Genomic DNA, 17,210 nt, shown 5'->3' on the forward strand with positions numbered 1-17,210 from the left:
CGTCACACCTGCGGCTTTTTCCGTAACGTCCCGCTTGACGACGATGCTGCGTCGCGGCACCGCTGGGGGCATGTATCCGATCATTCGCATGACCAAAGAGATCCTGAAGTTCCGCAATGCGCCTGCGCTGCCGATCACGGGCACTCATATCAGTCAGCATATCTGTTGGCCGTGGGATATCGACCTGTGGATGGAGCTCAATAACGGGCGCACGCTGACCTTGTATGATCTGGGGCGTATTCCGCTGGCGATGCGCACCGGGCTATGGCCTGCGCTGAAAAAGAACCGCTGGGGCATTGTCGTTGCGGGCAATACCACGCGCTATCGCCGCCGGGTGCAGGCGTTTCAGCGCTTTGAGATGCGCTCGCGGTGCATCGGCTGGGATGATCGCTGGATCTGGCTGGAACACGCGATGTTCACCAAGGGCGAATGTTCATCCCATGTGTTGATCCGTGGTGCTGTGACCTCGCGCAATGGCATAATCACGCCCGCACAGGTGATGGCCGAAATGGGCGTTGATGCGGTCAGCCCCGAATTGCCCGAATTCGTCACTGCTTGGGCCGAAGCCGATACCAAGCGTCCTTGGCCGCCAACTATTTAGCGCTTCCAAGCACTGTGACTTGCACCGGCACATCTTTTCGGGCTTGATCGCGCTAAAGGCAATTTACGCCTGCGGGGGACGACATGATTACAGCACGCAAACGCATTTGGGGCTGGTGGTTTTTTGACTGGGCCAGCCAACCCTATAACTCGCTGCTGATCACCTTTATTTTTGCGCCTTTCATGAAAGACCTGCTGGGCTCTGGCACCGGGGCTCAGACCGTCTGGGGCTATGGAGTCGGGCTTGCCGGGCTGGTGATTGCGATCTTCTCACCCTTTTTGGGGGCAATCGCGGATCGCTCGGGGCGGCGGATGCCGTTCATCTGGGTTTTCTCACTGATGTATGTGCTGGGCGCTTGGGGGCTTTGGTATGCGGTGCCGGGCAATTTCAGCCTGATGCTGATCATGCTGTCTTTTGCCATCGGTATGATTGGCATGGAATTCGCCACCACCTTCACCAATGCGATGCTGCCCGATTTGGGCCCGCGTGAGCAGATTGGCAGAATTTCCGGCTCGGGCTGGGCCTTTGGCTATGTTGGAGGGTTGATCACGCTGTTGATCATGCTGTTCTTGCTGCAAGCCAGCCCGACCACTGGCAAGACGATGCTGGGGATCGCACCGCTGTTCGGCCTTGACCCGGCCACGCGCGAAGATACCCGTGTTGTCGGGCCGCTGGTCGCGATCTGGTATGCCGTCTTCATGATCCCGTTTTTCTATTGGGTGCGCGAACCGCGCAAAGCCGATGCTTTGCCCGTCGCCACGGCGTTGCGCGCCGCATGGCCGGAATTGCGCGCCACCTTGCGCGCCCTGCCCAAGCGCCGCTCGCTCACCTCGTTCCTCGTTTCTTCGATGTTTTACCGTGACGCGCTCAATGGCATTTACACTTTCGGCGGGCTCTATGCGGCGGGCGTGCTGGGCTGGTCGATCACGATGATCGGCATTTTCGGCATTCTCGCGATCATCACCGGGGCGATCTTTGCGTGGCTTGGCGGCAAGGCCGATGATCGCTTTGGTCCGAAATCGGTGATCGTGGCCAATGTGGTGATCCTGACGGCGGTGGTGATCGGCGTCGTGTTCATCTCGCGCGACCATGTCTTTGGCATCGCCGTGCCGCCTGGCAGCTCGCTGCCTGACATCGCCTTTTATGTGCTTGGCGGGCTGATTGGGGCCTGCGGGGGCGCGCTGCAATCGGCGAGCCGCACAATGATGGTGCGTCAGGCTGACCCCGAGAAAATCACTGAACATTTCGGCCTCTACGCCTTGTCGGGCAAGGCCACCGCCTTTATCGCACCGCTCGCGATTGGGATCACCACGCAGATCAGTGACAATCAGTCCACCGGCATCACCCCGATTATCGTGCTTTTGATTTTGGGCCTTATCCTGCTAGGTTTCGTCAAGACCAACGGAGATCCGCAGCCCGAAGGGTAACCCATGTTTCGTTTTTTGATTATCGCCAGTGTTTCCTTAGTCACCTCGCTCTCTCCGGCCCTGTCCGAGCCCTTGGCCCGCCAACTCTTCGGCGCGAAATCGGTGCCCTCGCAACAAGCCCCTCAAGCGATCGGGTTCTACTCACGCGGCTGTGCGGCGGGATTGCAGGCGATGCCGCAGACCGGGCCGACATGGCAGGCGATGCGGCTGTCGCGCAATCGCAACTGGGGCCAGCCCGAGATGATCGCCTATTTGCAGGATCTGTCGCGCTACGCGGCCAGCCTGCCGGGCTGGAAAGGTCTCTATATCGGCGATATTTCGCAGCCGCGCGGCGGGCCGATGACAGGGGGGCATGCCAGCCACCAGATCGGGCTGGATGCCGATGTCTGGATGCTGCCGCCGCAACGTCTTGATCTGAGCCGGGCGCAGCGCGAGAAAATCTCGTCGATCTCGGTGCGCTCCGCCGATCAGCGCCGCACCAATGGCAACTGGACGCCGCAACATATGGCACTCCTGCGCCATGCTGCTTCTGATCCGCGCGTAGAACGCGTCTTCGTAACGGCCGCCGCCAAGATCGCGATGTGCAACGCGGCGCCGCGTAATGATCGCGCCTGGTTGCAAAAAATCCGCCCGATTTACGGCCATAACACGCATTTTCATGTGCGCCTCAAATGCCCGCCCGGTGCGCGCTATTGTCAGGCGCAAAAGCCCACGGTGGCGACGCTCTCCAAAGGGGGAGATGGCTGTGATGAGACGCTGAACTGGTGGGTGACCGATTATCTCAACCCGCCGAAAACCACTGCGCCGCCCAAGAAAAAAGGCCCGCGCAAGAAAAACGCCAAGACCTATGTCATGGCGGATCTGCCCAGCCAATGCCGCGCCGTTTTGTCCGCACGCTGATTGCAGGGGTGCTGGCGCTGGGGTTTGCGGGGCTGTCAGCCGCCGCCGACCCTGTGCGCGCGCAATTCCTGCAATCCTATCGCTGGCAGATCCCGGATCAGCCCCTTTTCGGTGGCTTCTCGGGGTTTGAGATCGGCCCGCAGGGGCGCGATTTCGTCACCCAATCAGATCGCGCGACGCTGTGGCGCGGTCAAATTCAGCGCGATGCGCAGGGCGAGATCATCGGGATTGCCCTGACGTCGGGGCCAACCAAGCTGCATGACGCCAAGGGCGCGCTGATGACGCGTCGCTTTGCCGATTCCGAAGGCTTGGCGCTTGCGCCTGACGGATCGGTCTATCTGTCGTTCGAAGGCGTCGCCCGCGTGGCCCATTTCGCAACCGATGGCGGCCCGGCGCGCGATCTACCGCGTCCCGAGGCGTTCAAGAATATGCAGCGCAACTCCTCGTTTGAATCGCTGGCAATTGCGCCCGATGGTACGCTTTACACGATGCCCGAACGCTCTGGCTCGCTGGATGCCTCTTTCCCGATCTGGCGCTATCGCAACGGCGAATGGAGCCAACCTTTCGACATCCCGCGCGCGGGCGATTGGCTGCCAGTGGGCGCAGATTTCGGCCCCGACGGGCGGCTTTACGTGCTGGAGCGCGACTTTTGGGGCCTTCTGGGCTTTCTCACCCGCGTGCAGGTGTTTGACATCACCGGTGACACGCTAAGCGGCGGCGACGTGCTGATCCAGACCGGACCGGGCAAGCATGACAACCTCGAAGGCATTTCCGCTTGGCGCGACAGCACCGGAGCGATCCGTCTGACGATGATCTCGGATGACAATTTCCGCATCTTCCAGCGCACCGAAATTGTCGAATACCGCCTGCAGCCGAACCCCGAAGGGGATTGACGCACGCGCAACATCGGCGTATCGCGCGCCCTTGCTTGGATTGACCAAGCCATGTCCCCGCTACCATGTAAAAACGGATGAAATGATGACCCGCTTCCTACCTGGCATTCTTGCCATGGCCATTATCGTTGTGGCCTCCAATATTCTCGTGCAATTCCTCGTCGGCGATTGGCTGACCTGGGGCGCGTTCACTTATCCCTTCGCCTTTCTCGTCAATGACGTGATGAACCGCGTCTACGGGCCCGCCGCCGCGCGCCGTGTGGTGTTTGCCGGTTTCGTCGCCGGCGTGGCCTGCTCGCTCATCGGCTCTCAGATCATGCTGCAAGGCGATGGCTACACCTACCCCGCAGTGACCTTGCGCATCGCGCTGGGCTCGGGCGCGGCGTTCCTTGTGGCGCAACTGACCGACGTGTTCATCTTTGACAAGCTGCGCAACGGGGTGTGGTGGCGCGCGCCGGCGGTGTCCACGCTGATCGGGGCCTCGCTCGATACGATGATCTTCTTCTCGATCGCGTTTTCGGCCACGCTGACCTTCATCGAGCCGTCCAATGACGTGTCTTGGGCGGGGGCGCATCTGCCGCTTCTGGGGCTTGGCCCGGAAGTGCCGCTTTGGGTGTCGCTCGCTTGCGCCGATTGGCTTGTAAAACTTGCCCTGACTTTAATCGCACTGCTGCCTTTCAAGGCACTTGTCACAAAACTTTCTCCACGGATTGCGTAAAAAAACTTGTCACACACAAAATATGTGGCAGGCTGTGGATAACGGCAACGCATGAAAGGAGGTGGTCCAGTGTCTAGAGTGATAGTGGAGAGAGGTGTCGGGACAGTGAGGGGGGCCGTGGCCTGAGGGCAAACCCTGGGGCAAAAGAACCCTGACTGGGACGGCTGGATCCTTCGGACCCTAACCGGACCATCTCCGTAGATCTCGGAGGGCCGTCTCACATCGAGACGGCCCTTTCCGTATTGTGATCGCGTCCTGATATCAGGCGACAGACCGCGCGTCCTGCCTTGCAGGGCTGGACGTTGAGGCCATTTGGTGGCATCCCGAAGACCAAGCAAGGAGCGAGCGAATGAGCGATGAACAGCCCGACGTAAAAACCCTCAGCTTCGAGCAGGCGATGAAGGCCCTCGAAGACGTTGTCAGCCAGTTGGAACATGGCGATGTGGCGCTGGATCGCTCGATTGCGCTGTATGAACGCGGTGCCGAGCTGAAAGCGCGCTGTGCCAAGCTGCTCAAAGAGGCTGAGGAACGGGTCGAAAAAATCACCCTTGGCGCCGATGGTGCGCCGCAGGGCACGACCCCGGTCGACGGGCTGTAAATGTTCAACGCGCGTCTGTCAGAGGTCCAAGCTGCGGTGCAAACGGCGCTTGATGAGGCCGTGGCGCGCCAGCCCGAAGGCCCTCTGCGCGCGCCGATGCATTACGCGCTGCAAGGTGGCAAACGCTTGCGGGCGTTTCTCGTGCTCGAAAGTGCGGCCTTATTCGATCTCCCACAAGCCCAAGCCATGCCCGCTGCCGCCGCCGTCGAGGCGCTGCATGCTTTCAGTCTCGTGCATGATGATATGCCCTGCATGGATGACGATGATCTGCGCCGCGGCCAGCCCACTGTTCACGTCAAATGGGATGAGGCCACCGCCGTTCTCACGGGCGATGCGCTGCAAACGCTGGCGTTTGAGCTGTGCTGTGATCCGATTTTGGGCGCGCCTGAACGCCGGATTGCGCTGGTCGAGGCTTTGGCCAAATCGACTGGGGCGGCTGGGATGTGTCATGGCCAAGCGCTGGATATTGCCGCTGAAACCGCAAGCACACCGCTGACCCTTGAGCAGATTATCGCCTTGCAAGCGGGTAAGACCGGCGCGCTGATTTCCTTTTCGGCGCGCGCTGGGGCGATTTTGGCCGGGGCCGATCAAACCGCGCTGCGGATCTATTCTGATGCGGTGGGTCTCGCCTTTCAGATCGCGGATGACATTCTTGATGTGACCGGCGATGAGGCCGCAACCGGCAAGCGTGTTGGCAAGGATGCGCTGGCGGGCAAGGCGACCTTTGTGTCTTTGCTGGGCCTGAGCGGCGCGCAGACCCGTGCCGCTGAGTTGATCGAAACCGCGACAGATGTGCTCTCTGCCTATGGCGACAAGGCGGAAAACTTGCGAGAGGCCGCGCGTTTCGTTATCTCCCGTAGAACTTGAGCCATCCGAAAGCACCCAAATGAGCGATAGCGCCTCCCCCCTGACTGCAACCCCGATCCTTGATCGGGTGCGTCTACCTGCGGACATGAAAGGGCTGTCGGATCTTGAGCTGAAAAAGCTGGCCGAAGAATTGCGCAGCGAAACCATTTCCGCCGTGTCACAAACCGGCGGGCATCTTGGGGCAGGGCTGGGCGTGGTCGAGTTGACCGTGGCGCTGCATGCCGTGTTTGACGCGCCGCGCGACAAGATCATCTGGGATGTCGGCCATCAATGCTACCCGCATAAAATCCTGACCGGGCGGCGCGACCGCATCCGGACCCTGCGCATGAAAGACGGGCTGTCTGGCTTCACGAAACGCTCGGAAAGCCCCTATGACGCGTTCGGCGCGGGGCATAGCTCGACCTCGATCTCGGCGGCTGTCGGCTTCACGATGGGGCGCGAGTTGGGCGCGGAGACCGGCGACGCGATTGCGGTGATCGGTGATGGCGCGATGTCGGGCGGCATGGCGTTTGAGGCGATGAACCACGCAGGCCACTTGGGCAAGCGGATGTTTGTCGTGCTCAACGATAATGAAATGTCGATTGCCCCGCCGGTTGGCGCCCTGTCGTCTTATCTGACCCGGCTTTACGCCGAGGGACCGGTGCAAGACCTCAAGGAAGTCGCCAAGGGCGCTGCGCGGGCTTTCCTTCCCGAGGCGTTCCACGAAGGCGCGCGCCGAGCCAAGGAAATGCTCAAGGGCATGGCGATGGGCGGCACCCTGTTCGAAGAGCTTGGTTTTACCTATGTCGGGCCGGTCGATGGTCATGATCTTGATCAGCTTTTGCCGGTGCTGCGCATGCTCAAGACCCGCGCCAAGGGGCCGGTTCTGATCCATGCGCTGACGAAAAAGGGCAAAGGCTATACCCATGCCGAAAGCCGCCCCGATGGCGGCCATGCGACCGCCAAATTCGACGTCGCGACCGGCACGCAGGTCAAGGCGATCTCGAATGCGCCCAGCTATACCAAGGTCTTCGCCGAAAGCCTGATCAAGGAAGCCGCGAAGGACGAAAAGATCGTGGCGATCACGGCGGCGATGCCTGATGGCACCGGGCTGAATATGTTTGCCCAACTCTATCCGCGCCGCTGCTTTGATGTGGGTATTGCCGAACAGCACGCGGTGACCTTCTCGGCCGGGCTTGCGGCCTCGGGGATGAAGCCGTTCTGCGCGATCTACTCGACCTTCCTGCAACGCGGCTACGATCAGATCGTGCATGACGTGGCGATTCAACGCCTTCCCGTGCGCTTTGCCATCGACCGCGCCGGGCTTGTGGGCGCCGATGGCGCGACCCATGCGGGCAGCTTCGATGTGGGCTTCATGGCCAGCCTGCCGGGCATGGTGGTGATGGCCGCCGCCGATGAGGCTGATCTGGTGCATATGGTCGCCACCGCCGCCGCCTATGACGCGGGCCCCATCGCGTTCCGCTATCCGCGCGGCGAGGGGATGGGCGTGGAGATGCCCGAAACTGGCGTGCCGCTGGAAATCGGCAAAGGCCGGATGATCGCCGAAGGGGGCCGCGTCGCGATTCTCAGCTACGGCACCCGTCTGGCCGAAGTGCTTAAGGCGCGCGAAGCATTGCAGGCGCGCGGTCTTGCGCCGACTGTTGCGGATGCGCGTTTCGCCAAGCCGCTCGACACCGATCTGATCGACCAGCTCGTCGCCAATCACGAGGCGCTGATCTGCATCGAAGAGGGCGCGATTGGCGGCTTTGGCAGCCATGTCGCGCAGTACCTAGCCGATCAGGGCGTGTTTGATCGCGGCTTCAAATTCCGCTCGATGGTGCTGCCCGACACGTTCATCGACCATGCCTCGCCCGAGGATATGTATCGCTCGGCGGGGATGGAGGCGTCTCAGATCGAGGCCAAGGTGCTGGAACTGCTCGGGGTGGCCGTGGCCAAGCGCGCTTGAGATAAGCGGCGCTTAATTCAGGCGGGCACAAATAAGCGTGGCTTATGCGGCCTCGGTCGCACTTAGCAATCCCTCATCAACCAACCGTTGCGCCCAGCCTTCGGGCCCCTCGAACAGATGCGTTTTCCAGCCAAACGTGTGCGCCGTCGCGATATTGTCGTTGCGATCATCGGTGAACAAAAACTGATGCCCGCTCAACCCGCTCGCCGCCTCGACCATCTCATAGATTTTCGGATCGGGCTTGGTCACGCCCATATGCCCCGAGATGAAATCGCGATCGAACGCGCGCAGGAACGGGTAATGGGTCGCGGCAAAATCATAGCTGCCAATGCCAAAATTCGTGAGCGAAAATACCGGCATCCCCTTGGCCTGAAGCGCCTTCATCAAGCGCAGCGAATGCGGAATCTCGGGCGTCGCCATCTTGATCCAGTCATCGTGCCACAGCCGGATCTTGTCACGCCATTTCGGGTGTTGATCGGCCATCGCATAGATCGTCTCGCGAAACGGCGCGCCGCGGTCGATATCGTCATTCATCGCGTGCAGATCGACCTGTGCAAACATCTCCTCGCGCTCGGAGACGGGCATAATCGCGTCGTAATAGCGCTCGGGTTGCCATTCGATCAGCACATTGCCGATGTCGAAAATCACGGCTTCAACCATTGTTTGCCTCTCTCATCGCGGCCCGCGTGATGCGATCAAGCGCATCCGCAAAGCGAGATCTGTCTGCCTTGGAAAACGGCTTGCCCCCGCCTTGGCGAAACGGATCGGCGCTGCGCAAATCTGTCATCAAATCGCGTGTCGCCAGCACATTGCCGATATTGGCCGGTGTCAGCGCCTCGCCATCGGGGCGCAAAACGCGCGCGCCCGCTTCAACGCATTTCGCCGCCAGAGGAATGTCATTGGTCACCACGACATCGCCGACCGTCGCGCGTTCGGCGATATACATGTCAGCAATATCAGGGCCTTGATCGACATAGACCATCTCAACCAACGGGTTGGGTGAGGGCCGCAACCCGCCATTGCTGACCAAGATCAGCTTCACCTTCAGTCGGGTCGCAACGGTCTCAGCCTCGGTTTTGACCGGGCAGGCATCGGCATCAATCCAGATCACTGCCAAAGCGCCTCGGCATGGAAATCGATGTGATCGGGCATGAAGCTTTGCACAAAGAAATAGCTGTGATCATAGCCCTGTTGCATGCGGAACGTGCCGGGTTGACGGCGTGTTGCCAACGCGCCCGCCAAAGCCTCGGGGCGCAACAATTCGAGGAACTGATCCGACGTGCCCTGATCAATCAACACTTCACCATCAAACCCGATATCGCGCATCAGATGCGAGGCATCATGCTGCGCCCAAGCCGTTTCATCGCTACCCAGATAGGCGCCCAACTGCTTGCGCCCCCAATCTGACATCAGCGGATTGGCAATCGGCGCAAAGGCCGAAACCGAGCGGAACCGCCCCGGCAAACCCATCGCCAACGTCAGCGCGCCATGCCCGCCCATCGAATGACCGGTGATTGATTGACGCTCGCCATCAATGGCGAAAGCCGCGGTCACGACACGGGGCAATTCTTCGGCGATGTAATCCCACATCTGGAAATGCGCCGCCCAAGGGTCTTGCGTGGCGTTGACGTAAAACCCCGCGCCTTGACCCAGATCGTAATCCTCGTGATCGGCCACACCTTCGCCACGCGGGCTTGTGTCGGGGAACACCAGCGCAATACCGTGCTCGGCGGCAAAGGCCTGCGCGCCGGCTTTGGTCATCGCGTTGTCGTGGGTGCAGGTCAGCCCGGAGAGATACCACAGCACCGGAACGGGGCCGAATTCGGCCTCTGCGGGCAGGAACAGGCCAAAGGTCATCTCGCAATTCGTGACTTTTGAATCATGCGAATAGACGCCTTGAACGCCCCCAAAACAGCGATTTTCCGAGATCGTACGCATTGCGCTCTCCTACATTTGTACCCAGTGAATGACCGCCGGAACCGTCAAAATCGAAACGGCGGTGGAAACGAGGATCGCCGCAGACACGCGCTGCGGCGCGACCCCGTAATGCTGCGCCAGAATATAGACATTGCCCGCCACGGGAAGGGCCGCCGCTGCAATCATCACCGCCGCCGCGTAGGGATCAACATCAAAGATCATCAGCGAGGTGATGGCAATCGCAACGGGATGCAGGAAAAGCTTGCCAAAGGACAGCCAGATCGCGGGCGCGGGTTTCTCGGCGGATTTGAACGCAAGCGAAGCCCCGATGGCGAAAAGCGCGCCCGGTGTCGCGGCGGCGCCAAGAAGCGTCATGAACTCCTCAATCGGCGCCGGAATCGGCCATTTCAGCCCCGCCCAGATCAGCCCGGCCCCCATCGACACAATCATCGGGTTTTTCAGCAGGCCCAGTGCGATGGGCGCAACCGAAACCTTCCCGTGGCGCGCGGCCGTGATGATGATCGTGATGATTGAGGAAAACACAATCAAATCACAGGACAAGACCATCAGTACCGGGCCAACCGCTTGCGGGCCAAGCAACACCACCAGCATCGGCACGCCGAGAAAGCCGGTATTGCCGGTCATCGCGGTGTGGCTTTCCATTGCGGCCAAGGTCGTGGGCAGCTTGCGCGCCTTGGCCACAAGGAATGTGAGAATCCAGACCGCACCCGAGCCGCTGAGATAGGCCAGCACGAATTGCGGATCAAACAGCTCGGCCAGTTTCAGATTGGCCGAAAATTTGAACAGCATCGCAGAAAGCGCGAAATAAAAGACGAATTTCGTCAGCCACGCGGTCGCTTCGGCGGTGAAAAACCGGATTCTACCGGCAAACCAGCCCAGCCCAATCAGGGCGAAAAACGGCAGTGTCTTGAGGAAAATCTCCAGCATGAACAAGCGCTAGCATGAGGACTGGCCAAGCGCCAGTCAGGGATTTGCGCGGTGTTGGTAAGGGCGGATGCCTCCGGCGGGAGTATTTATGGCCAGATGAAAGACAAGGCGCGCTCCCTCCTTTCATCTGGCCATAAATACTCCCCGCGGAGCGTCCAACGCATCAAGATGCGTGCCGCTCATGGGGTCAGCCCGCGCCGATCAACACACCGGCTGCAAAGACCAGCGCGCCGCCCAGCACAACCTGAAAGGCTGCGCGCAGAAACGGGGTTTCCATAAAGCGGTTCTGAATCCAGGTGATCGCCCAAAGCTCGAGGAACACGACGATCATGGCGATCGTGGTTGCAGTCCAGAAATCGGGGATCAGATAGGGCAGCGCGTGACCCAAGCCGCCAAGCGTTGTCATCACGCCCGAAGCGATACCACGCTTCATGGGCGAGCCGCGCCCCGAGATTACGCCGTCATCATGGGCGGCCTCGGTGAAGCCCATCGAGATCCCCGCACCAACCGATGCGGCCAGACCCACGAGCAACGTGGTGTGCGGGTCATGCGTGGCAAAAGCGGTGGCAAAAATCGGGGCCAGTGTGGACACCGAGCCGTCCATCAGCCCGGCCAAACCCGGCTGCACCCATGTCAGAATGAACTGGCGATGAGCCTTGCGGTCTTCCTCGTCCTTGGCGTCTTCGGTGAGATGGGTCGCGCTGAGTTCGGCGGCCGTTTTCTCATGGCCCAATTCTGCAGCGGCCAGATCGCCCAGCAGCTTGCGGGTATCAGCGTCTGAACTGCGCTGGGCGGCGAGGGTGTAGAACTTCCCGGCATCGCGCTCCATCGCCTCGGCCTCGCCGCGGATCGTTTCGAGCGACAGGTTCTTGGCCAGCCAGATCGGTTTGCGGGCATAGAATCCTGCCACATGTTCGCGCCGAATAAGCGGGATGACATCGCCAAAGCGCGCCTTATGGGCCTCGATCAGGCGGCGACGATGTTCATCCTCTTCCAGCGCCATCCCGTCAAAGATTTGTGCCGAAGCGGGATATTCCTTGCGCAGTTTTTCGCCATATTGGCGGTAAATCTGCGCATCATCCTCTTCAGAAGAGATCGCAAGCGCGAGCACTTCTTGTTCAGACAAATCGGCGAAACGGCGACGAGAGGTAAACCCAGCGAACATGTGGAATCCTTTTTTAGAACGCTTCTAAACTAGCAAGGGTTGCGGCGATTGCAATGCAGTATTTTGAACCAATCAGTTCAGAGCATCTTGAAAAGTGAACGACTCGGTTCATATTGGAATCTGAACGAAGCAGTTCAGATTTGGAGAGATGAAATGAAACGTATAATAATCGCTTTGGCTTTGACGATGATGACGACAGGCGCCGCCTCGGCGGGGATCGGAGATTTTTCGTTGCCACGACTCGAATTCCCCACGACGGGCGGCGATGTGACGCAGGCGTGCAACCCCCTGACGCAGGCATGCGCGCAGGATTAATCGCGCCCCAGATGCGCCTCTCCGCGCTTGGCTGCGAGGCGTATCTGGTGCTCGCGTTCCCGAAAGCGCGCGCGATCGGCGTCAGAAAATTCGCCAATGCAGCGGGGGCATGACACGCCTTGTTCAAAATCGGGATGCTGCTTGTCTTGGGCGGAAACGGGGCGGCGACAGGCGTGGCAGCTTTCGTAATCGCCAACCTCCAACCCGTGGCGCAGGCTCACCCGATTGTCAAAAACAAAGCAATCGCCGTTCCAGAGGGACCCCTCTGCGGGCATTTCCTCAAGATATTTCAGGATGCCGCCTTTGAGGTGGTAAACATCTGTAACACCCTCGGAAATCAGGAAATTCGTCGCCTTTTCGCAGCGAATACCCCCGGTGCAGAACATCGCGACACGCTTGTTGTGAAAGCGCGGTGCGTTTTCACGCCACCAGTCGGGAAATTCGCGGAATGACTTGGTTTGAGGGTCAATCGCGCCCTCAAATGTGCCAATCTCGACCTCGTAATCGTTGCGCGTGTCGATCACCACCGTGTCGGGCGAGGCGATCAGATCGTTCCAGGCGGCGGGCTCGACATAGTGGCCAACGCGGGCGCGCGGATCGACATCGGCAATCCCCATCGTGACAATTTCGCGCTTGAGCCGCACCTTCATTTTGCCAAAGGGCATCTTCTCAGCGCCGCTTTCTTTCCACTCAAGATCGGCGCAACCGGGCAGGGCGCGGATATGGGATAGCATCGCATCAATGCCCGCACGCGAGCCCGCGATGGTGCCGTTGATACCCTCGCGTGCCAGCAAAAGCGAGCCTTTGACGCCCTGCGCGCGTGCCAGATCGGCCAGCGGCGCCTGAAGCGCGGCAGGATCGGGGAACTTGGTGAAATGGTAAAGCGCTGCAACAGTAATCATGAGAGGGGGCTTAGCGCCGCAGGGGGTATTCTGGCAAGGGCCGGATTGACCGCGCAGGCCCGCCGCCCTACCCATTGTGAAAGCCATGAGGAAAACCATGACCAAAGCCTTGATCGTGATCGATGTGCAAAATGACTTTTGCCCCGGCGGCAAACTGGCGGTTGAAGGCGGTGATGAGATCATCGCGCGGATCAACGCGCTGATGTCGGAGTTCGAGGTGGTCGTGCTGACGCAGGACTGGCACCCGGCGGGACATTCGTCTTTTGCCTCAAGCCATGAGGGGGCAGCGGCGTTCACCCAGATCCATATGGAGTATGGGGTGCAGACGCTCTGGCCCGATCATTGCGTGCAAGGCAGCAAGGGCGCAGAGTTTCACGCGGATCTGGCCGTTGATCGCGCGCAGATGGTGATCCGCAAAGGGTTTCGCGCGGCGGTCGACAGTTATTCGGCGTTCTTTGAAAACGATCACAAAATCACTACGGGGCTGGCCGGGTATCTGCGCGACCGGGGCGTGGAGGAGCTAACCTTCGTCGGGCTCGCGACCGATTTCTGCGTCGCGTGGTCGGCGCTGGACGCGGCGAAACTGGGGTTCAAGGTAACGGTGCTGGAAGGCGCATGTCGCGCGATTGATTTAGACGGATCGCTGGCTGCGGCGCGCGATGCAATGCGCGCGGCTGGCGTGACACTGGAGCACTGAACATGGCCGATATCGCCACCCGCGTTTACAATCACAAATGGAAAATCGACCCGATCGTGCGCTCGCTGATCGATACGGATTTCTACAAGCTGTTGATGTGTCAGTCTATTTTTCGCAACCATCCGGATACGCAGGTCACCTTTTCGCTGATCAATCGCAGCAAATCGGTGCGTCTTGCCGATCTGGTCGATGAGGGCGAGTTGCGCGAGCAGTTGGATTATGCGCGCTCGTTGACGCTGGCGCGGGGCGAAAGCACATGGCTGCGCGGCAACACGTTTTACGGCAAGCGGCAGATGTTCCGCCCCGATTTCATGGAGTGGTTCGAGGGGTTCCAACTGCCGCCCTATCATCTGGAAAAGCGTGACGGACAGTATGAGCTGACCTTTGAAGGCAAATGGCATGAGGTCATGCTGTGGGAAATTCCGGCGCTGGCGATCTTGATGGAGTTGCGCGGGCGTGCGGTGCTGAACCGGATGGGTCGGTTTGAGTTGCAGGTGCTTTATGCGCGCGCGATGACGAAGGTTTGGGAGAAAATCGAGGCGTTGCGCGATTTGCCGGGCCTCAAGATCGCGGATTTCGGCACGCGGCGGCGCCACTCGTTCCTGTGGCAGGATTGGTGCGTGCGCGCGATGCTTGAGGGGCTGGGCGATAGCGGCAAAGGGGGCGCGTTTACCGGCACCTCGAATTGCCTGATTGCGATGCGGCGCGACATCGAGGCGGTGGGCACCAACGCGCATGAACTGCCGATGGTCTATGCCGCGCTCGCCGATACCGATGCGGCCTTGGCGCAGGCTCCGTACCGGGTGCTGGCGGATTGGCACGAAGAGCATGACGGTAATCTGCGCATTATCCTGCCCGATACTTATGGCACCAAGGGCTTCCTTGATCGCGCGCCCGACTGGTTGGCGGGCTGGACGGGGATTCGCATCGATTCAGGCGATCCGGCAGCGGGTGCAGAGGTTGCGATCGAGTGGTGGAAATCGCGCGGCGAAGATCCGCGCGACAAGCTGGTGATTTTTTCGGATGGTCTGAACGTGAACAAGATCCGCGAATTGCACGCGCAGTTCTTGGGCCGCGTGAAGGTCAGCTTTGGCTGGGGCACCCTGCTGACCAATGATTTTCGCGGCCTTGTGCCCGATGATGGGCTCGCGCCGTTCAGCCTTGTGTGCAAGGCAGTCTCGGCCAATGGGCGCCCGACGGTCAAACTGTCGGACAATCCCGAAAAGGCCATGGGGCCCGCCGATGAGATCGCGCGGTACAAACGGGTGTTCGGAGTTGGTGCGCAGCAGGCGATGGATGTGATCGTTTAGGCGATCAGCCAGTTCAGCAAGATATAGATCAGGGCGGATAGGCCTGCGCTGACCGGCACTGTGATAATCCAGGCTGCCGCCACCGTCAGCATATGCGAGCGGCGCACCAAAAGGCGGCGTTTGCGCTCTTCAATAGGGACGGGTTTGCCTTTGCTGATGCCAAGATCGCGGGCGCGTTTTTCGGAATGCCATTCGCGATAAAAGCCGACGCCAAAGATGCCACCGACTGCGATATGGGTCGAGCTGACCGGCAAGCCCAGCCACGAGGCCACGATGACCGTGATCGCGGCGGACAGGGCGACGCAATAGGCGCGCATCGGGTTGAGTTTGGTGATTTCATTGCCCACCAGACGGATCAGTTTCGGCCCGAAAAGCAACAGACCGACCGAAATTCCCAGTGCCCCCACGGCCATCACCCAGAACGGGATGCCGACTTGCGACGCGATATCGCCTTGCTCGACCGTGTGCACGATGGCCGCCAGCGGCCCCACCGCATTAGCGACGTCATTGGCGCCATGGGCAAAGCTGAGCAAGGCCGCCGACACGATCAGGGGCAGTGAGAACAGCGATTTAAGCGATTTCTTGCGATTCTCCATGCCTTCAGACTGGCGGCGGATCATCGGGATCGTGAGCAGCCAGCACGCGATGCCCGTTGCGAGGCCAATCAGGACTGCCTCCAGCAGGGAGATCTTGAACAGGTGCTTCAGCCCTTTGAGCGCCAGATAGGCGGCAAAGGCCCCGGCCATGATGCCGATCAGGATGGGCACCCATTTGCGTGCGGCGGCGATCTTGTCATCGACGTAGACGACCTTGGATTTGATGATCGCAAGGAACAGGGCCGCAATCACCCCGCCCATTACCGGTGAGATCACCCAGCTTGCCGCGATCATGCCCATCGTGCCCCAGTCGACCGCGCCAAAGCCTGCCGCCACGATGCCCGCGCCGACAACGCCGCCGACGATGGAATGGGTGGTCGAAACCGGCGCGCCAAACCATGTCGCAAGGTTGAGCCAAAGGGCCGCGGCCAGAAGTGCCGCCATCATCGCCCAGACGAAATGCGTGGAATCGGGCAGGGCGCTGGGCTCGATGATGCCTTTGGCCACGGTATTCACGACATCGCCGCCCGCAACCAGCGCACCCAGCGATTCAAACACCGCCGCCAAAATCAGGGCCATGCCCAGCGTCATCGCCTTGGAGCCAACGGCCGGGCCCATATTGTTGGCCACGTCATTGGCCCCGATATTGAGCGCCATATAGGCCCCAATCGCCGCCGCTGCGACGACCAGAATCTGGCCCGATTGGCCGCCCATCAGCAGCGCCGCTGCAAGCCCGGCCAGCACGATGAAGGCCAGCGCCACGCCCGGCGCGACCAAGCCGCGAGAAACGGTCTGCGCGCCTACCTCGATCCGACTGATCCGTTTGAGATCTTTGTCGAGCGTTTTCCACTGATTGACGGGGGGCGTTCTGTCTTCGTCGCTCACTGTCGCAAACCTGTCATGCTGGTGTCATATCCAGCGCAGGCCCTATCGGTTTAGACCCATCCAAACAAGAGAAAGCCCGCCTTTAGCGGATCAGAGCGCGCAAAATATCCTGCAAGCCGTCCTCATCGACACGTTTGGCAGCCTGATTGAGCGAAAACCATTGCCGCTTGCGCTGATGTTGTTCGGGAAAGGTCTTGGAGGTGTTGTCGACCCGGAGGTGATAGACCAGAACATCGGTCGGCACGCTCAGCCCGCCATCAAGGCGTTTGTCATAGCGAAAACTGCCGATCGGGTCAGACGAGATGTGCCCTTTTACGCCCGCTTCCTCCCAGGCCTCTTGACGCGCCGCCCCTGAAAGCGAGCGACCCCGCATCGGCCAGCCCTTGGGCATGACCCAGCGCCCGGTATCGCGCGAGGTGATCAGCATCACCTGCACCTTGCCATCGCGCAGCCGCGTACACAGCGCGCCCACCTGCAAGGAGGCGGGGCGGTGGCCCAAGATCTCTTTGGCCATTTGTTTGGCCCA

Annotated in this window: 19 protein-coding genes; 11 read left to right on the plus strand and 8 right to left on the minus strand. The window is 60.4% G+C overall.

Annotation, left to right across the window (positions count from 1 at the left end):
• Positions 1 to 70 precede the first annotated feature (70 nt).
• The 8 genes from AB4874_RS07155 (at position 71) to dxs (ending at position 7,949) form a co-directional block, all read left to right on the plus strand.
• Complete coding sequence (locus tag AB4874_RS07155) at positions 71 to 601, plus strand: acyl-CoA thioesterase (protein WP_368391639.1); 531 nt, start codon at positions 71 to 73, stop codon at positions 599 to 601.
• 83 nt (positions 602 to 684) lie between these two features.
• A complete protein-coding gene (locus AB4874_RS07160; protein ID WP_368391464.1) occupies positions 685 to 2,028 on the plus strand; it encodes an MFS transporter in 1,344 nt (447 codons plus the stop codon).
• A gap of 3 nt (positions 2,029 to 2,031) precedes the next feature.
• Complete coding sequence (gene mepA, locus AB4874_RS07165) at positions 2,032 to 2,928, plus strand: penicillin-insensitive murein endopeptidase (protein ID WP_368391465.1); 897 nt, start codon at positions 2,032 to 2,034, stop codon at positions 2,926 to 2,928.
• Positions 2,901 to 3,821, plus strand: coding sequence for an esterase-like activity of phytase family protein (locus AB4874_RS07170; RefSeq protein WP_368391466.1), 921 nt, complete (start codon positions 2,901 to 2,903; stop codon positions 3,819 to 3,821). Before mepA ends, AB4874_RS07170 begins: the two co-directional genes overlap by 28 nt.
• An 85-nt stretch (positions 3,822 to 3,906) precedes the next feature.
• On the plus strand, positions 3,907 to 4,539 hold the full coding sequence (locus AB4874_RS07175) for a queuosine precursor transporter (protein WP_295534341.1): 633 nt from the start codon (positions 3,907 to 3,909) through the stop codon (positions 4,537 to 4,539).
• A gap of 349 nt (positions 4,540 to 4,888) precedes the next feature.
• Positions 4,889 to 5,137, plus strand: a complete 249-nt coding sequence (locus AB4874_RS07180) for an exodeoxyribonuclease VII small subunit (protein ID WP_295534343.1) — start codon at positions 4,889 to 4,891, stop codon at positions 5,135 to 5,137.
• A complete protein-coding gene (locus AB4874_RS07185) occupies positions 5,138 to 6,004 on the plus strand; it encodes a polyprenyl synthetase family protein (protein ID WP_295534346.1) in 867 nt (288 codons plus the stop codon). It abuts the gene before it with no gap.
• A gap of 19 nt (positions 6,005 to 6,023) precedes the next feature.
• The gene (gene dxs, locus AB4874_RS07190; RefSeq protein ID WP_368391467.1) at positions 6,024 to 7,949 is read left to right on the plus strand and encodes a 1-deoxy-D-xylulose-5-phosphate synthase; all 1,926 of its coding nucleotides are present in this window, start codon (positions 6,024 to 6,026) and stop codon (positions 7,947 to 7,949) included.
• 42 nt (positions 7,950 to 7,991) lie between these two features.
• On the opposite strand, the gene AB4874_RS07195 is transcribed toward dxs, so the two are convergent.
• The 5 genes from AB4874_RS07195 to mbfA form a co-directional block, all read right to left on the minus strand.
• Positions 7,992 to 8,609, minus strand: a complete 618-nt coding sequence (locus AB4874_RS07195; RefSeq protein ID WP_368391468.1) for an HAD family hydrolase — start codon at positions 8,607 to 8,609, stop codon at positions 7,992 to 7,994.
• The gene (locus AB4874_RS07200; RefSeq protein WP_438273451.1) at positions 8,602 to 9,060 is read right to left on the minus strand and encodes a YaiI/YqxD family protein; all 459 of its coding nucleotides are present in this window, start codon (positions 9,058 to 9,060) and stop codon (positions 8,602 to 8,604) included. Before AB4874_RS07200 ends, AB4874_RS07195 begins: the two co-directional genes overlap by 8 nt.
• Entirely contained in the window at positions 9,057 to 9,887 is an 831-nt protein-coding gene (gene fghA, locus AB4874_RS07205) for an S-formylglutathione hydrolase (protein ID WP_368391470.1), read from the minus strand. The genes AB4874_RS07200 and fghA overlap by 4 nt, the downstream gene beginning before the upstream one ends.
• A 9-nt stretch (positions 9,888 to 9,896) precedes the next feature.
• A complete protein-coding gene (locus tag AB4874_RS07210) occupies positions 9,897 to 10,814 on the minus strand; it encodes an AEC family transporter (RefSeq protein ID WP_368391471.1) in 918 nt (305 codons plus the stop codon).
• A gap of 187 nt (positions 10,815 to 11,001) precedes the next feature.
• Positions 11,002 to 11,979 carry an iron exporter MbfA gene (mbfA, locus tag AB4874_RS07215; RefSeq protein ID WP_368391472.1) on the minus strand — a complete coding sequence of 326 codons (978 nt, stop codon included), beginning with the start codon at positions 11,977 to 11,979 and terminating at the stop codon, positions 11,002 to 11,004.
• Between the two features lie 153 nt (positions 11,980 to 12,132).
• On the opposite strand from mbfA, the gene AB4874_RS07220 reads away from it, so the two are divergent.
• Positions 12,133 to 12,294, plus strand: coding sequence for a hypothetical protein (locus AB4874_RS07220; protein ID WP_368391473.1), 162 nt, complete (start codon positions 12,133 to 12,135; stop codon positions 12,292 to 12,294).
• Here the strand turns inward: AB4874_RS07220 and trhO are convergent.
• Positions 12,291 to 13,196 (minus strand): oxygen-dependent tRNA uridine(34) hydroxylase TrhO, encoded by a 906-nt coding sequence (gene trhO, locus AB4874_RS07225; protein ID WP_368391474.1) that lies wholly within the window; start codon positions 13,194 to 13,196, stop codon positions 12,291 to 12,293. The genes AB4874_RS07220 and trhO overlap by 4 nt on opposite strands.
• Before the next feature lie 97 nt (positions 13,197 to 13,293).
• On the opposite strand from trhO, the gene pncA reads away from it, so the two are divergent.
• Both pncA and pncB read left to right on the plus strand, forming a co-directional pair.
• Positions 13,294 to 13,893, plus strand: coding sequence for a bifunctional nicotinamidase/pyrazinamidase (gene pncA / locus AB4874_RS07230; protein WP_368391475.1), 600 nt, complete (start codon positions 13,294 to 13,296; stop codon positions 13,891 to 13,893).
• Between the two features lie 2 nt (positions 13,894 to 13,895).
• The gene (gene pncB, locus AB4874_RS07235) at positions 13,896 to 15,203 is read left to right on the plus strand and encodes a nicotinate phosphoribosyltransferase (protein WP_295534376.1); all 1,308 of its coding nucleotides are present in this window, start codon (positions 13,896 to 13,898) and stop codon (positions 15,201 to 15,203) included.
• Here pncB and AB4874_RS07240 read toward each other — a convergent pair.
• Positions 15,200 to 16,684 carry an inorganic phosphate transporter gene (locus AB4874_RS07240; RefSeq protein WP_368391476.1) on the minus strand — a complete coding sequence of 495 codons (1,485 nt, stop codon included), beginning with the start codon at positions 16,682 to 16,684 and terminating at the stop codon, positions 15,200 to 15,202. The two genes, pncB and AB4874_RS07240, sit on opposite strands and share 4 nt — an antisense overlap.
• An 82-nt stretch (positions 16,685 to 16,766) precedes the next feature.
• Positions 16,767 to 17,198: an NUDIX hydrolase gene (locus AB4874_RS07245; protein ID WP_295534381.1), complete on the minus strand. Its 432-nt coding sequence runs from the start codon at positions 17,196 to 17,198 to the stop codon at positions 16,767 to 16,769.
• Between the last annotated feature and the right edge of the window lie 12 nt (positions 17,199 to 17,210).

The organism is Thioclava arctica, assembly GCF_040892615.1.
Lineage (GTDB): Bacteria > Pseudomonadota > Alphaproteobacteria > Rhodobacterales > Rhodobacteraceae > Thioclava > Thioclava arctica.

Bases quoted from the DNA above. Each gene is read 5' to 3' on its own strand.
- AB4874_RS07155 (WP_368391639.1), top strand. From the start codon at position 71: ATGTATCCGATCATTCGCATGACCAAAGAGATCCTGAAGTTCCGCAAT.
- AB4874_RS07160 (WP_368391464.1), top strand. From the start codon at position 685: ATGATTACAGCACGCAAACGCATTTGGGGCTGGTGGTTTTTTGACTGG.
- mepA (WP_368391465.1), top strand. From the start codon at position 2,032: ATGTTTCGTTTTTTGATTATCGCCAGTGTTTCCTTAGTCACCTCGCTC.
- AB4874_RS07170 (WP_368391466.1), top strand. From the start codon at position 2,901: ATGCCGCGCCGTTTTGTCCGCACGCTGATTGCAGGGGTGCTGGCGCTG.
- AB4874_RS07175 (WP_295534341.1), top strand. From the start codon at position 3,907: ATGACCCGCTTCCTACCTGGCATTCTTGCCATGGCCATTATCGTTGTG.
- AB4874_RS07180 (WP_295534343.1), top strand. From the start codon at position 4,889: ATGAGCGATGAACAGCCCGACGTAAAAACCCTCAGCTTCGAGCAGGCG.
- AB4874_RS07185 (WP_295534346.1), top strand. From the start codon at position 5,138: ATGTTCAACGCGCGTCTGTCAGAGGTCCAAGCTGCGGTGCAAACGGCG.
- dxs (WP_368391467.1), top strand. From the start codon at position 6,024: ATGAGCGATAGCGCCTCCCCCCTGACTGCAACCCCGATCCTTGATCGG.
- AB4874_RS07195 (WP_368391468.1), bottom strand. From the start codon at position 8,609: ATGGTTGAAGCCGTGATTTTCGACATCGGCAATGTGCTGATCGAATGG.
- fghA (WP_368391470.1), bottom strand. From the start codon at position 9,887: ATGCGTACGATCTCGGAAAATCGCTGTTTTGGGGGCGTTCAAGGCGTC.
- AB4874_RS07210 (WP_368391471.1), bottom strand. From the start codon at position 10,814: ATGCTGGAGATTTTCCTCAAGACACTGCCGTTTTTCGCCCTGATTGGG.
- mbfA (WP_368391472.1), bottom strand. From the start codon at position 11,979: ATGTTCGCTGGGTTTACCTCTCGTCGCCGTTTCGCCGATTTGTCTGAA.
- AB4874_RS07220 (WP_368391473.1), top strand. From the start codon at position 12,133: ATGAAACGTATAATAATCGCTTTGGCTTTGACGATGATGACGACAGGC.
- trhO (WP_368391474.1), bottom strand. From the start codon at position 13,196: ATGATTACTGTTGCAGCGCTTTACCATTTCACCAAGTTCCCCGATCCT.
- pncA (WP_368391475.1), top strand. From the start codon at position 13,294: ATGACCAAAGCCTTGATCGTGATCGATGTGCAAAATGACTTTTGCCCC.
- pncB (WP_295534376.1), top strand. From the start codon at position 13,896: ATGGCCGATATCGCCACCCGCGTTTACAATCACAAATGGAAAATCGAC.
- AB4874_RS07245 (WP_295534381.1), bottom strand. From the start codon at position 17,198: ATGGCCAAAGAGATCTTGGGCCACCGCCCCGCCTCCTTGCAGGTGGGC.